The organism is Streptomyces caelestis, from assembly GCF_014205255.1.
Taxonomy (GTDB): Bacteria; Actinomycetota; Actinomycetes; order Streptomycetales; family Streptomycetaceae; genus Streptomyces; species Streptomyces caelestis.
Genome location: NZ_JACHNE010000001.1, coordinates 7,217,939 through 7,231,531 on the forward strand (window position 1 = coordinate 7,217,939; position 13,593 = coordinate 7,231,531).

Annotated in this window: 9 protein-coding genes; 2 read left to right on the plus strand and 7 right to left on the minus strand. The window is 65.7% G+C overall.

Translation table 11 applies throughout. The features are described from left to right. Positions 1-84 precede the first annotated feature (84 nt). The gene (locus HDA41_RS32780; protein WP_184990423.1) at positions 85-1,539 is read left to right on the plus strand and encodes a hypothetical protein; all 1,455 of its coding nucleotides are present in this window, start codon (positions 85-87) and stop codon (positions 1,537-1,539) included. Positions 1,540-1,825: 286 nt separating this feature from the next. Here the strand turns inward: HDA41_RS32780 and HDA41_RS32785 are convergent, their stop codons facing one another. The 6 genes from HDA41_RS32785 to HDA41_RS32810 all read right to left on the minus strand — a co-directional run bounded on the left by HDA41_RS32785 (position 1,826) and on the right by HDA41_RS32810 (position 9,860). Then, positions 1,826-2,905: a hypothetical protein gene (locus HDA41_RS32785; RefSeq protein ID WP_184990425.1), complete on the minus strand. Its 1,080-nt coding sequence runs from the start codon at positions 2,903-2,905 to the stop codon at positions 1,826-1,828. Between the two features lie 72 nt (positions 2,906-2,977). Beyond that, the gene (locus tag HDA41_RS32790) at positions 2,978-4,348 is read right to left on the minus strand and encodes a serine/threonine-protein kinase (protein WP_184990427.1); all 1,371 of its coding nucleotides are present in this window, start codon (positions 4,346-4,348) and stop codon (positions 2,978-2,980) included. Next, positions 4,345-7,437 carry a coiled-coil domain-containing protein gene (locus tag HDA41_RS32795; protein ID WP_184990429.1) on the minus strand — a complete coding sequence of 1,031 codons (3,093 nt, stop codon included), beginning with the start codon at positions 7,435-7,437 and terminating at the stop codon, positions 4,345-4,347. Before HDA41_RS32795 ends, HDA41_RS32790 begins: the two co-directional genes overlap by 4 nt. Positions 7,438-7,459: 22 nt before the next feature. After that, positions 7,460-8,113, minus strand: coding sequence for a hypothetical protein (locus HDA41_RS32800; RefSeq protein WP_184990432.1), 654 nt, complete (start codon positions 8,111-8,113; stop codon positions 7,460-7,462). Continuing rightward, a complete protein-coding gene (locus HDA41_RS32805; RefSeq protein WP_184990434.1) occupies positions 8,110-8,652 on the minus strand; it encodes a hypothetical protein in 543 nt (180 codons plus the stop codon). The genes HDA41_RS32800 and HDA41_RS32805 overlap by 4 nt, the downstream gene beginning before the upstream one ends. Further along, positions 8,649-9,860, minus strand: a complete 1,212-nt coding sequence (locus HDA41_RS32810) for a hypothetical protein (RefSeq protein ID WP_184990436.1) — start codon at positions 9,858-9,860, stop codon at positions 8,649-8,651. The genes HDA41_RS32805 and HDA41_RS32810 overlap by 4 nt, the downstream gene beginning before the upstream one ends. A 194-nt stretch (positions 9,861-10,054) precedes the next feature. Between HDA41_RS32810 and HDA41_RS32815 the strand changes: the two genes are divergently transcribed. Next, positions 10,055-10,372 (plus strand): trypco2 family protein, encoded by a 318-nt coding sequence (locus HDA41_RS32815; RefSeq protein ID WP_184990438.1) that lies wholly within the window; start codon positions 10,055-10,057, stop codon positions 10,370-10,372. A 135-nt stretch (positions 10,373-10,507) separates the two neighbouring features. Here the strand turns inward: HDA41_RS32815 and HDA41_RS32820 are convergent, their stop codons facing one another. After that, a complete protein-coding gene (locus tag HDA41_RS32820; protein WP_230299549.1) occupies positions 10,508-13,333 on the minus strand; it encodes an ATP-dependent helicase in 2,826 nt (941 codons plus the stop codon). Between the last annotated feature and the right edge of the window lie 260 nt (positions 13,334-13,593).

Below are 13,593 nucleotides of genomic sequence, written 5' to 3' on the forward strand. Positions count from 1 at the left end.
CCTGTCAGAGAAGCAGGAGGGACTGCTGCCCCTCACCGAGTGGCGGGCCATCCTGGCGCATGAGCTGACCCTAAAGGGGGAGTGGTGAACGCCGTCGCATCGTCGATCGCGGAGGCACTCGAGGCGGACGACCCGTACCGCTCGTTCGCCGAGATCAAACGACTCCTCGAACAGCACATCCGGCAGATCAATCCGCAGATCCGGACCAGAAGCACCGGATACTACAACCACACCCACATGCCAGACCTGGTCATGCGATGGCCGCACGACGACGGCCTCAGCGACCGGTACGTCTACCTGCGTAGCACGACGGACGCGGACGAGCTCGGGTTCGACGTCACGCGCCTCGCTCGCCAGGACCGGCCCATCGTTCTGGCGCTCGGCGCCCTTCGCCCGCCCTTCGACGCCCGCGCCCTGGATTCGCTCGCGATCGACCAACACACCCTGGTGCTGGACCTGGCGGCTTTCGCGGAATTGGCATCTGGCGATTCGGCCGACGTCGCGTTGAGGCGTCTGATCGCGAACACCGTCATCGAAGGCGGCCAGGGCCTCTTTGACGAGCGCTCCGTGTCCCGGCTGGCCCGTGCTATGACGACGGGCGCGCAGGCGGCCCGCCGCGGTGATCGTGAGGCGACTGAGGACGCGCTTGCTTTCGCTTCGGACACGCTGCCCCCACCGATCGCGCGCCGTCTGACGGCCTTCTTGGCGACCATGTGGCGCGCTAGCGGTGCACCGGTAGCCGCCCTCGAACGTGCTCCCAGGTATCCGCAGCAGCTGGACGAGTCGTCACTCGATTACCTCCTCGAAGGCCAGGAGATTCCTGATGGGGACTTCTGGAACCGTATCGCCCGTGAGATCACTCTGATCGATCTGCTGCGGCACATCAGGATCACCGGCACCGACAACCTCCAGCACCTCATGCGCGCGGCGCTGAGCACATGGAACGCACGGGTTTGCGCCGTAGTCCCCTCCTCCCGCGGCGCCGCTCGCCGTGGCACAGCCTTCCCGCGCTGGACCAAGAGCGAGGGCGTCCTCAGCTTCGACGCACCCGGCTTCGTTCTCACGCTCGCCCAGAAGGTCGACCACCTGACATCGTCGGCGGCAGGGGTCGTGTACGAACTGCCGGCCCTCGACGAGGTCGGGAAGCGTCTTCCGCTCCTAGGGCTGAGCCTCAAGGCCATCACACTGGTCAACGGTGGCGGGAAAGTGGCGTACGAAGGGGAGGTGGGCGCTTTGCATGGGGACCGCCTCCGCCACCTCAGCGAATCCCTCGGACCGGGAACCTTGGTCAGGAATCTCGAAGCCCTGCCGCCAAGTGGCGTACCAGTGAGGTACAACTTCTCCACCCGGACTGCCTCGGTAAAACCGCCTCGCGGCAGTGTCCCCCTACTGGAACTCGTGAACACCTCCATTCGACTCTTCACAGATCTATCCCGTGAGGAGGAGGAACGCCTCATCGAGGTGATCCCACCGGGCGGCCGCACCCTGCATGCCGGAATCGATCACGACATGCCGGGGACAGAGTCACCCGCCGACTGACGCGCGGCGGGTCCACAGTGGGCGTACCGATGCGCTCGACCCTCGCCTACCGTCCGACAGAAGGACCGGCATTCGACCTTCGGCGAAGTGCGGAGCGATCTACCCGCGCGGGCACCCTCGCGGGCGAAGATGGGGATGGTGACCAGCTCGGCCAGGGCGTGCGGCAGGTCGATTGCGGCAGAATACGGAACCAACGCGGCTCCTACGCCTGCGGGTTGAGACTTCGAACACCTCCCCCAACGGCACGGGAGCCTCGTGCGTCGCGAGCATCGAGCCCGTCACTCGATCAGTGGCCACGCTGAAAAAGCTCAGTGCCTTGGGGCTCCCGATCCTTGGTTTGCCGAGACAGACTTGCTGGGATTGCCGGGAGCAAGCCCAGCGACCTCAGTATGCGTCCGGTGTCTGCTCCGTCGATGATCATGTAGCAGCGGGGGCGTCGGGCGTCGTGGGCGTAGGTGTCCATCATGCCAACCACGCTCGGCTTGATCTGGTGACAGTGCTGCAGAACGAGTAGCTCCGCGGGCTCGGTGAACAGCCGGTCAATCTGGTCGCCATTCTTGCCCAGGGCCCTGACGTCCATGGCGCGAGGGTAGCCGGGCCCCTTGAACAGCCAGGCGGCCGAAACCTGGCGCCCGCGGGCGAACACTCGTGAGGTGTAGAGATCGGAGCGCTCGCCACCCCAGTCCTTCGGAACGTACGACTCGCCGATCAGCCCGGCGAAGGCGTGCTTCACCACGTCCTCCGGCACGCGCAGGACCGCTTCCCTCTCGGCCTCTGTGAGGGGAGATGCGAAGTCGATCGCGCTGAACTGGCCGATATCGCCGGGGTACACCCGCGCTCCCGGCGCCGGGCCCCCGGCGGCAAGGCGGTCATCGATGACTGACCTGATTCCGATGAAGACCGGTCTGAGCTCAACTTGCGATGCGCTGAGATTGGTGACCGTTCCGATTAGATAGACCCGCCTATTCCCGGCGAGACTGCCGGTCGCGGACGAGCTGGCGGTTCTTGCCGAGTTGAATGTGCCTGTGACGCGCACCGGTTTGCCCGCATCGAGTACCGCAGTGAAGCTGACCGGTTTGAAGCCTGGGGCGTCGTGGCCCCGGTCCCGCTGGAACGCAAATTCCAGCTCAGCGCCGACGACCTGGCCTGTGCGCAGGTTCTGCTCCAGGACGCACCTCGCCAGCTCGCCGACTCCCAGCGAGGAGAGAGCCTCGGCCAGTTCTGTGGCGAGCACGTAGGGCAACGCTGATTCGGGCTGGCTCCTGCGGGCAGCCCGGGCCCGCGCGGACTCCGTCCGCTGCTCGCCGAGGAGGGACTGAACCTGGTCCTGGTGGAGGAAGTATGGCTCTAGCGCGATGCGCGTCATCGACAACGTGATCCTTTTAGCTGGGGCGGACCAGTCTCAGTGGCTGGCAACGCTGAGACGGTGTGGGAACAGTCACGGAATGTCCTTGAGCAGGCGGAGGAGTTCGTCCACGTCCTGCGGTCGGTCGGTCGGCTTGTGGCGGGTTGCCTCCGCTACTACGGCTCGCCATGGTCCGTTTGCGGGTAGCAGGGAGACGTTCTGCTCGGGACGCTCACCGGTCAGGATGGCTGCGATGAGTCGTCCGATGCTGTAGATGTCAGCACTGGCCGCCACATGATGGGGGTTTCCGGATGCCAGCTCCGGCGCGGCGAATCCCTCGGACCCGAAGCCGGTGCCGGTCCGTGTTCGGTGGGGAACGCTGGTCTCTCCTCGGGGCTGACGGCCCAACCCCCAGTCCGCCACGACCCACTTGCCGTTGAGGAGGAGAACGTTTGCTGGCTTGATGTCGCGGTGCATCCGATCGTCGGCGTGCGGACGGCGCAGTCCTTCGCAAACCGCTGTGACGAGGTCCCGCAGAGCTCCGGTCTCCCTCCGCAGACGTTCCGAGTGGCTGGCGGCGCTGCCGTTCGCAAGCGGCATGACGAACCATCGACCGTCTGGGTCAGAGTCAAGCACCGGCATGACGTTCGGGTGCTGTCCGTACAGGTGACCGATGGAGATCTCGCGACCCATGCGGTGCACAGAGTCCTCGTCACCGTAGCGGAGCTGTTTCAGGGCGACGGGAATGCGGGCGTACTTGTGCACGCCGCCGTAAACAGCACCCTGGCCGCCCTCAGCGAGCGGCTCCTGGTCCTTTTCATAGTCCGACTTCGTTCCACGCTTGAGCCAGTGCACAGCAGCCCAGGGCTCGACCTCGCCCATGCCGGTGATGGTCTCGTCGGTGAGAAGGACGCGGGCGGCCTCGATGACGTGGTCACGGTAGGCACCGTGGCGTTGTGCTTTGAGGATGGCTTGCAATGGCTGGGTGGCGGGATAGGGGGCGAGCTCGGCGGAAAGGCGGCGTGCTTCGTTGTCCTGAGTGGTCCTTTGGGCAGCGCGCTGGCTGGTGCGCTCTTGCTGGGCCGCATACAGGTCAGGATGAGGAGCCCAGCCACGGGGTGGCAGGACTACGCGGGCGTCGCGGAAGTCGCATTCGAGGACGATGCATCCGTTGCGTGCAAGCTTTGCGGCTATCTCCTCGGCGCGGTCGCCGAATGTAGTCACGGCGGACTGCCAACGGCGGGGGCCGTTGGTGGCGAAGGCCCACTGGCTGTCGGTCAGCCCGTGCGGGCGGTGGGGTGTGGGAAAGCCTTCGGGCTCCAGAGTGACGCGCGTGATCTTGGGATTGCCGTGGCGGTCGGTGCTGTAGTCACCATCGGGGAGGGGGACTGCGTATGTAGTGAGGCCGGGGTAGACGCTGAGGTGACGCATGGCGAAGCCGCGCGGGCGGGAGCGCGTGGTCATACCGGCTCCTGGTACTCGTTGCCGGTCAGCCAGGCCCTGAGCAGTTCGACACGTGGGGCGTGCTCGTCGTGGCCGACGACGACGGGCTGCTCATTGTACGGGCTGGAGTCTGAGCTGCGGCGCAGCTTGACGTACTCGCCGCAGGCGTCGATGGCGTAGGACTCCATGTCGTCTTGCAGTGCGCCGACGACGGTAATGCCGCTCTCCGTGCCGATCTGGCCAAGCAGGGCGACCGCCTCGCGGCGGTGCTGCTTGCCGAGGTTGCGGCCGAGTTCGTCGAGAACAAGGACGAGTGGCCGGCCCGTTCTGCTTGCGGCTGCGGCGGCGCACACGAGCTTGATCGCCCGATCATCGATCTGTGCGGTGTTGGCCCGCCGGTTGTAGGGGATGTGTCGGCGTCCGCGGGCGCGCCGCCACATCGGCGTGACCTTCCAGTCCCAGTCCTCGGTGGGGTCGACCGGCGGTGGAGGTTCGGCGCAGTCGAGCCAGGCCCCGTATCCGCCGTGGGCCATATCGAGCCGGTCGAACGCCGCTGCGACGTCGACCAGCTTCTGCTTGATGGCAGAGGTGAGCGCCCCTCGGTGGGCCCGGCTGGCCTGAACAGCCTCCTCGTGGCCAATCCGTGCGGCGTCCAGGCTCTCGCGGCGCTCCTTGCGCTGAATGGCGATCTGCTGGCGCTCGTACTGGTCGGTGTCTTCGTGCTGGCGCAGGTAGACATGGAGTGCGTGGCGCAGCGGGGTGAAGACGGCCTGTGCCCTTGTGCTGCTGCCGGGTCCACGCTGACTGAACTCTGCCAGCAGACCAGTGATTTCCGTCGGCATAGTTTCAGAGGCGGTGGGAGGGAAGCACTTGGATATCGCGGTGCTGATCAGATTCTTGGCTTCTTCCCACCAGTCTTCCGCCGTCCAGGACTGCTGGTTATCCGGCAAGGCGAGCAGGTACTCGCTGACGGATTCGAGGGTGCCGTCCCAGTGGGATTTCAGTCTGTCAAGGTCTAGCTGCGCTTGCTCCTTCCTGAGGTTTCCGCTTTTTTCTCGCCGACCCTTGTTTGATTCGTCGAGGGCGGCCTTCTGCTCGTGCAGAAACGTGATTTGGTTTTCGCGGACTGCCGCCAGGCGGAGCACCTCGTCCCGTTCGGCGGCTGCAGCGGCGAGCTCAGGGGTCAGTTTCGCGCGCTCATCCTGAGCGGCCTGATCTTTCACCTGTAGATTGCTGATCTTTCTGTCCAGCTCATCGGCCTCGGCCGCGGCACTTACGCCCTTCTGCCGGCGCTCAGCCACGGTGACCTGCAGTACGGCAGCCTTCCGCTTCCTCTCGGCCTCCTGGTGAATGTCGGATTGCTGATGGACGCGCTCTCGTGCGGCGGCAATGCGGGCGGCGCGGTCGGTGACGGGTCTGGGAAAGCCGCCGATAGTCACGATGCCCGCGTCGTCTTGGACGCGGTCAGGGTTGGTGCGGGCGGTGACTCGCGTGTCCAGGGCCGCGAGGAAACCACTCAGGTCGTATTGAGGGTCGGCATTGCCTGGGAGGTCAACGTGCCCCGCTCTTGCGGTCAGGTTGGCCGCGATCAGGGTCGAGCCGGGTAGGTCCGCGAGGAGTGCACTGGCCCTGTCGAGATCGTCGGAGTCCACGACGGCGGCCTCACGGTACGGCCAGAGGGCCGGCTCCCACTTTGGCCTCTGCTGGTCGGTGAGGACAATGGCGTCGAGCAGACAGATGGCGCTGATTCTCTCGGTCGCAAGGACGTCGATCTGCTGCCGGGCCAGGTCTCTGCCGCTCTCCGCGTCCTCCAGGATTGCTTTGGCGTCGGATAGCGCCTTCTCCGCCACTCCGACTGCCTTGACCATCTTTTCTAAGTGAGCGTCCGCGTCGGCGCGTTCTTGGTTGGCGGTTTGCTCGTCGCGTCCGTCGGCGTCACGGGCCTTTCGCCTGGCCTCGCGCAGCAGGCCGTCGGCTTCTTCGATCTTCTGTTGCAGCTTTGCAACCTGTTTGTCCAGGTCCCGGTCGACGCTGTCGAGCCTGTCGAATGTGCTCATCGCAGCTTGCTGCCGTTGTGTGAATGCCTCGTCGTCGGCCAGCTCCTTCGCTCGTCTGACCAACTCTTGAACCGTACGGCTGTCCTGCTCGATCTCGGTGTCGATCCCAGCGATCTCGGCTTGGATGTCGGCGTCGCGCTGGAGGGTGTTGTACAGCCGCCGTGCTATGTGTGACCGCCAGCGGTCAGCGGCTTCGACGACGTGCTGGCGCGCCTGGTCGCGGGCGTCGATACCGTCCTCAATGACCTGGGTGCGCTCTTCCCAGGTGGCTAGGTCGGACTCGGCATTGCTGGCTTCCTGGAGGCGGTCGTACTCGTTGCGGCGTGCCTGGCGTTCCTGCTGTAGTTCGTGGTCGATGCCGGTGAGCGCAGCGATTGCCTCGAAGATCCGCCGTTCGGAGATCTCGTTGAGCGGTTGGGCGAGGAGGTTGGGAGCGGCGCTGGCCCGCACTGATGTCGATAGGAACGACACGCACCGCACGTGCTCCCCGTAGAGGGTGCGCGGAAGGTCACGGGCCGCCACGTCATGCCGTCCGGCCCGCGGGGGCAGGGCCTGCCACACCGAGTCGGCGGCCTGTTCCCGTTCGGCCTCACTGTCTCCAGCGGGTAGAAGCAGACCGTCCTGCCAGCGCAGTTTCAGCCGGGGCCCTTTCTGGCTGCTGCGGTCGATTCGGATCCACACGGTCAGGGCGCCGGCCTGTAGCTGATCGAGGGTTCCGACGGCGGGTGCGAACACGCCGATGAGGTACCCGTGGTCGGCGTTGCCCCAGCGGTCTTCACCGCCAGCGTCCTCGGAATTGAACAGCAGGTCGACCGCGGCGGGGGCGCCGGAGCCGAATCGCCACTGCTCATCGGCATGCAGCAAACTGATTTGAGCCAGCAGTGACGACTTCCCTGCCCCGTTGGAGTCCTTCGGCCCTTGCCCGGCCACGGCGATGAGAGTGCCAGCTGCAACCGGGATGGGGTGCGTGGAAAGCCTGGAGATTCGCACGCTTTGAAGGCCGACCAGGACACGTTCACCGACAATGTCTTCTGGCGGCTCTTTGTCGCTCATGCACCGCTCCTCGGAGAAATCGTCACTTCTGGGGGTGGCCGAGGTTCCGGCGGACCGTGATCGCTGTAGCGAGCGCGGTGTCCGGGCCCACGGCCAGGATCAGGTTCTCCTGCAGTCGCTGGCGCGCGGCCGGAGTGAGCCGGCGTAGCGCGGGCCCAGGGACGTAGGAGGCCCCTGCTGTCTCGCGGTCAGCGGCGCGCGCCACGCGGACCAGCCCGGCCGCGCGCAGCCATTGCAGGGCATCGGACAGACGCCGCTGCCCGTGAATCTGCGAAAGCTTCCGCAGTCGGGTCGGTGTCGTCGGGTGGTTCGACTGCCAGTCACCCCCAGTCAGGCGTCCTTCTGCCCTGGGGATCGCAACTGAGTGGATCAGCACCAAAATCAGCGCGGCCCTTTCCAGTGGCGGCAGTATCCCCCAGCCGCTCGCCACGAGTTCCGCAGCGATGTCGTCCCGGTACCCCGATGTCCAGAGGTAGGCGCCCGCGGGGACAAGCGTGCGGCCGGTCCTGTGCAGCATTTGGTCAAGCAGGTGACGCAGCGCCGCGTCCCGAAGAGCGGGCAGCGCCGCCTCGCTGGCAGGCTCGCTGCCGTACTCAAGTGCGGCCCAGGCCGAGACCAACGCGTCGCGCTGCTTGTCGCCGAGCGGCTGGAGCAGGTCATCGAACAGGCCGCTCATCGGTCCGACTTCCCGTCAGGTCGAGGGGGCGGCAGCTCCCGCCACAGATCCCGCAGCACGGGGAGGTCCTGGTCGGACCATGTAGCAGCCCGGGGGCCGAGGCGGACTGTCTGTGCCTCATCATCGATGTCCAACCATCGGCTGGATTGCAGACGGCGGAACGCTCCCATTCCGAAGCGGTGCAGCACTTCTTTTTCGCGTCCGGGGATGAGCTGGTCCACTACGTCCAGTACCTCGTGCATCGTTGCCGACTGGCCCGGCCACGGGCTTGCCTGGATGTCGGCCCAGCAGCACCGCAGCGCCGCAGCAAGGACCCGATTGGTCTCATTTGGAAACTCCACGGGGAGCGTAGGCATCCGCAGTTCGCGCAGTACGGCCGGCGTCACGTCGTCGGGTGGACGGGGCAGCAGCCAGCAGCGCTCACCACCCTGCTCCACCATTCGCAGCATGCCCGCCGGTGTTCTCGTGGCTGCCGGCATGCGCAGCGGGCCCTCGGCTCGCACCCTCGCCCACCACAGCGCCGCGTCCGCATCACTCACACGGGCCTCCGTACTCGCTCGAACACGCCAGAGGTAAGCCAGGACGGCACGCTGCCTGCCCGTACCTGGACCGGGCCGGACCATGCCAGCCGGTAGCCGAGCCTGTCGTTGTTGCTCGCGGCAATCATGTCGGCCAGCAGTCGGCGCGCTGTCAACCAGTCCACGTCCGACAGAAGGTGTTCGACTGCAACAGAGTCCTCGCCGCTGAGCAGCTCTTCGGCAATTGCCGCCAGCCGCTCGGCCTCCGCGTCCCTCCATTCCTGGTAGGGCGTCTCCTTGTCATCGGGGACACGGGAACGCGGTGGCGTCGAACGGTTGCCGGTTGACTGCGGCCTGCACGCAACGGCCTCCGCCAGGTCAGCGGCATCGTGCCATGGGGACGGCGCGTCGAAGACCTGATCAGCCAGGACCGCCGCGAGCTCATCTACGGTTGCCCGCTTCGCGAAGCGCTTCCACATCTCGGGTGGTAGCAGGTTCAGTGCCCGAGAGGTCCCGGCTGCGGCCATCAGGCGTGCCGACGCGTTAGTTGAGGCATCTTCGTAAGCTGCGATCGCCGATCGCAGCTCCCCGCACATGCGGCTGAGCTCTGGCCAGAACTCCAGAAGGATCTCGTGCACCGCGGACGCCTGGTCGATTAGCGACTTCGCGTTCCACAGCAGCGGCGCGCGCTCTCGCAGAGTCTCCACCGTGCCGCTGACGGTCAACGCTACGAGCTCTGCGACAAGGAGCCGAAGCGCCGTAGTAATTCCGACGACAACCTCAAGGGCTTCCTCGGCTGTACTCTCCCCGCCCTCCAGCCTGACCTTCTCCATCGTCAGAAGCTGGTGCAATTCCGACTGGCCTCCGCGGGCCAGCATCCGCTGGACGAACAGCATTGAGACGTAGCTGGTGAACGAGGCCCGGTACTCGCGCTGGTAGGGCTTTTCAAACGCGGGCTGGATCGCGCCGAGCTTTCGCAGGACGCTCAGGCGGTTCTCGATCACATCGTCAGGGAAGGCGGCGCATGCCGCCTTGATCTGCTCAGTTGTCAGCCCGTCCTCACCCGCCCGGGCAAACGCAGCGAACAGCGTGTTCGCCAGGTGGAACAGGGCCGCGTCATCGATCGCTGCGTTGGCCTGGCGCGCGAGGACAGCGACAATCTGCTTGAACACAGAAACGACGGTCTGCTCGGCCGCCGCTGTATCCAGTTTAAACTGCTCGTTGGCCATTGAACCGTTCCTGGTTATGCCCTGACCTTAAGGTTGGGGTTCCGGCTGTGGTCTCGCCTGGGCGAAGTAGAGCCCTGTTTCGTACCGACGGTGCGGTACTTGTACAGGAGAAGCTGGTGCTCCAGGCTGATCTTGTTGCCCCGTCCCACCCACAGCACGTACGGTAGCCGATCTGATAGGAAGGCCGCGGGCAGATGACGATCACGGTCGTGCCCAGGAACGTGGTCGATACCGAGGCCGTAGTGCTCGATCCAGGCAAGGTCTATGACGAGCAGACGGCTGCGGCCTGCGGGGCCGCCAATAGCTACGTGCGATTTCAGTACAGCGGCATTGAGTTGGAGATGACCATCGGCATGTGCGACTCACGAGAGCGCCAGGGAGGGCTCAAGGTCTGGATCTTGGATGGCTTCCGGAAGCGCATTCGCGGCAAGACCTCTACACTCACGGTCCGGGCCATCATCGAGCCGCATACCTTCGCCGGGGGAGAAGTCGCGTACACGGTGCACGAGTGATCACCACCAGAGCGCCTTGACCTGGCCCGGGTTCCTGATTCCGCCGCCGGTGTTGCGTCGGAGGTGTGGAGGTTGGGCCGTGGCGTCGGTATTGCACAACACTGCGGCCCAACGGGTTGACATGGTCGAGCAGTGTTACGGAGCGCTGGGCCGGTCCCGGCAGATCGCGGCGAAGTCGCAGGCGGCGCAGGTGCCGCACCACGAGGTCTTGCGGGGCATGTCGTTGTGGCGGAGTTGGTCTCCGGCCTTGGCGACCTTGCCGGAGATCTCCTTCAACAGGGTGTCGTTGACCTCCTCGCGGCTGCTGCGGCTGCCCTCGTCGAGGTTCAGGACCTCGACGAGGTCGGCGCGTTTGCCGCTCAGTTCCTCGTACCCCGCGACGTAGATGTGCAGTTGGTCCCGGGTGACAGCGTCAGCCTGGGCGCGTTCCTTGGACTTGAAGTCCACGATGGACTGTTCACCGGTGTCGATCCGGCGGATCAGGTCGATGCGTCCGCTGACGGTTACCCCCGGCGTGAGGTGCACCTCCACCGGCTGCTCGGAGTGCTCGGTGAGAGCCAGTCGCGAGCCGTTTTCGCGGAGGTAGCGGTGGACGGAGCGGATGGCTGCGTTGCGCAACTGATCCTTGAGCGGCTCCGGTGCGAACGGAGCGTGCAGGTGCCGGTCAACGAGTGCTTCCACCTCCGTCGTGTCGACGATGTCACCCTTCACGGCGCGCTTGTGCACCTCCGCCATCACGTCATGGAGCGACTTGCCGTACCCCAGTTCCTTCTGCAACGGCGAGTCGAAGCCGTACAGGAACCGCAGCTTGAACTGGTACGGACACTCGAACAGGTACTTCAGCTCGCTGAAGCTGAAGACGATGTCGGGCGTGTCGGCCAGGGGGGTGGAGGGCAGCCGGTTCAGCGTGGACTCGTCGGGCCTGGCGGCCTCCCGGGTCAGGACGTAGGTGTTGCGGGTCGCCTCGGCGAAGAACTGCGACTCCTGTTGGTAGAGCTTGCCCGGCCCGGGGGAGAAGGAGAGTGCGAGGTACTTCTGAGCGCGGGTCGCGGCCACGTAGAAGAGTCGGCGCTCGTCGTCCTCGCTGCCGCGGTAGCGGTCGGCGTCGTTGACGGCGGCCTCCGGGACGATGTGGAACACACCAAGTCCGCCCTGCCGTTTGCTGGGGAAGCGGTTGCGCCGCATACAGGGCACGAACACCGCCGGCCACTGCATGCCCTTGGCCTGGTGGACGGTGGCGATCGTGACGGCGTCGGGTCGGGCGTATCCGGCGCCGGCGTCACTCTCCTCGTAGTAGTCGCCGGCCTGGTGCTCCAGCCACTTGGCGAAGGTGGCGAACCGGTCGGGCGGGCTGCTGAGGAAGTGGATGCGCTCGTAGTCGCCGATGGCGGTGCTGAACCGTCCCAGGTTGTAGAAGGCGAGCTCGCTGCGCTCGCGGCCGACCTCGGCCGTGAGGTGTTCCTCGCGGACGCCGACCTCGCCCAGGAAACGTTGGTAAGTGCCCTGGATCGTGTAGGTGTCCCAGGGCATGCCCTCCGCCCAGCCGCGGGCCTCGTCGAGGATCTTCACCCCGCGCTTGAGAGCCTCCTCGCGGAGCCCGAGCCGGGCGTCCGTCCAGGCCGTGACGACGGCGTCACCGTCGACGGTTCCGGCGATGTAGTCGAAGCAGGTCTTGGCGGCCTGGACCTCGGGTGTCTGGAACAGGCGGCTCAGGCCCTTGATGATGTAGCGGATGCCCCGGGCGCGCATTTCCGTGACCAGTGGGTCGGCGTCGCCCGATACGCTGCGGAAGAGGACGGCGAAGTCCGAGTACGCCAGGCCCCGTGGTGGCGCGCCGGCACGGTCGGTGAAGGGCAGGCTGATCATCCACTCGATGCGGTCGCAGATCCACGCGGCCTCCTCATACGGCGTACCGAAGGAGAGGGCCAGCAGGTCGCCGCGGTCATAGCTCTGGTGGCCACTGGCGATCATCGACTTGCTCAGCCGACGCGAGGGATCGATGCCCTCCGCCACCCGGCGTGCAAGGTCCACCACCGCCTTGGACGAGCGGAAGTTCTCGTTGAGCGTCACGGTCTTGGCGCTGCTGTGACGGGTGGTGAACGTCAGGATGTTGTTCACCGCGCTTCCGCGCCACTGGTAGATCGTCTGGTCGTCGTCCCCCACGATGCACAGGTTCGCGCCGAACTGGATGAGGCCGGCGATCAACTGCTCCTGGACGGGGTTGGTGTCCTGGTATTCGTCCACCACGACGTAGCGGACCGTGTCCCGCACGTGGGCACGCAGATTGACCACGGGTTCGGTGGCCGGCTCTCCCGTACTCGGCGGCGGGAGCAGCAGGTCCGCGGCGAGGCGGAGGATCTCGCTGTAGTCGAGGTAGTGAAGGCGCTGGAGCAACGCCCGGTAACTGCTCAGGCCGTCGAGTACGTCCGACGGCAACTCGTCCTGGTCAATCTCGTCCTCGCGGAGCATGCCCAAAACCCGTTGGTAGAGACGGGAGTTGACGTAGCGCTTCATCGGGCGGGTCGGTTTGCCCTTGGTACGGATCTGTGTTGTCGTCAGACCGCTGGCCCGGCTGTTGCGGTCGATCAGAACACGAGCCTGCACATCGCTGAGGACAGTGCATTTGAACGTTTCCGGCACCTGGGACTGCAGCATGCTCAAGGCGTAGCCGTGCATGGTGCCGACGAAAAGCTCGGCCAATCCATGGACATCTCCCAGTTCCTCTCGGACACGAGAGACGATGCGCTGCTTCAGCTCTCCGGCCGCCCGGTCGGTGAACGTGAAGGCGACAATGTGCCGCGGCTCCACGCCGGACACCCGGAGCAACTTCACCACCCGCCGGGCGATGACTTCGGTCTTTCCGGATCCAGCGCACGCGACGATGCCCAGGTGCTGGTCCACGGTGTCGATCGCTGCCAGCTGATTCGAGGTCAGTTGCACCGAGGTGCCTCCACTCGTCACGTCGGGGACCTGCTCCCCGAGCGACGAACTGTGTACCAAGCAGCACTGACAGTCGCTTCGTTACTGCAATGCCTTCCCTGTCACCAGTTCGAATTCTGTTTGGTACGCCTGTCGGGCAATCCGTCTAATGGCCTCTGATTAACTTCATCAGGGGTCCATTAATCGCCTCACTCCAACGTGTGTGCCTGTTCGATGCCAGTCTCCGGTGTGTTCGATGCATCCGCTGGGGCTGGGGGAGGCGGCGGGCACTGCCGGGTGGC

What these genes read in the sequence shown, in the direction of transcription:
- HDA41_RS32785 (WP_184990425.1), bottom strand. Translation starts at nt 2,905, where the DNA reads ATGACGCGCATCGCGCTAGAGCCATACTTCCTCCACCAGGACCAGGTT.
- HDA41_RS32790 (WP_184990427.1), bottom strand. Translation starts at nt 4,348, where the DNA reads ATGACCACGCGCTCCCGCCCGCGCGGCTTCGCCATGCGTCACCTCAGC.
- HDA41_RS32795 (WP_184990429.1), bottom strand. Translation starts at nt 7,437, where the DNA reads ATGAGCGACAAAGAGCCGCCAGAAGACATTGTCGGTGAACGTGTCCTG.
- HDA41_RS32800 (WP_184990432.1), bottom strand. Translation starts at nt 8,113, where the DNA reads ATGAGCGGCCTGTTCGATGACCTGCTCCAGCCGCTCGGCGACAAGCAG.
- HDA41_RS32810 (WP_184990436.1), bottom strand. Translation starts at nt 9,860, where the DNA reads ATGGCCAACGAGCAGTTTAAACTGGATACAGCGGCGGCCGAGCAGACC.
- HDA41_RS32815 (WP_184990438.1), top strand. Translation starts at nt 10,055, where the DNA reads ATGACGATCACGGTCGTGCCCAGGAACGTGGTCGATACCGAGGCCGTA.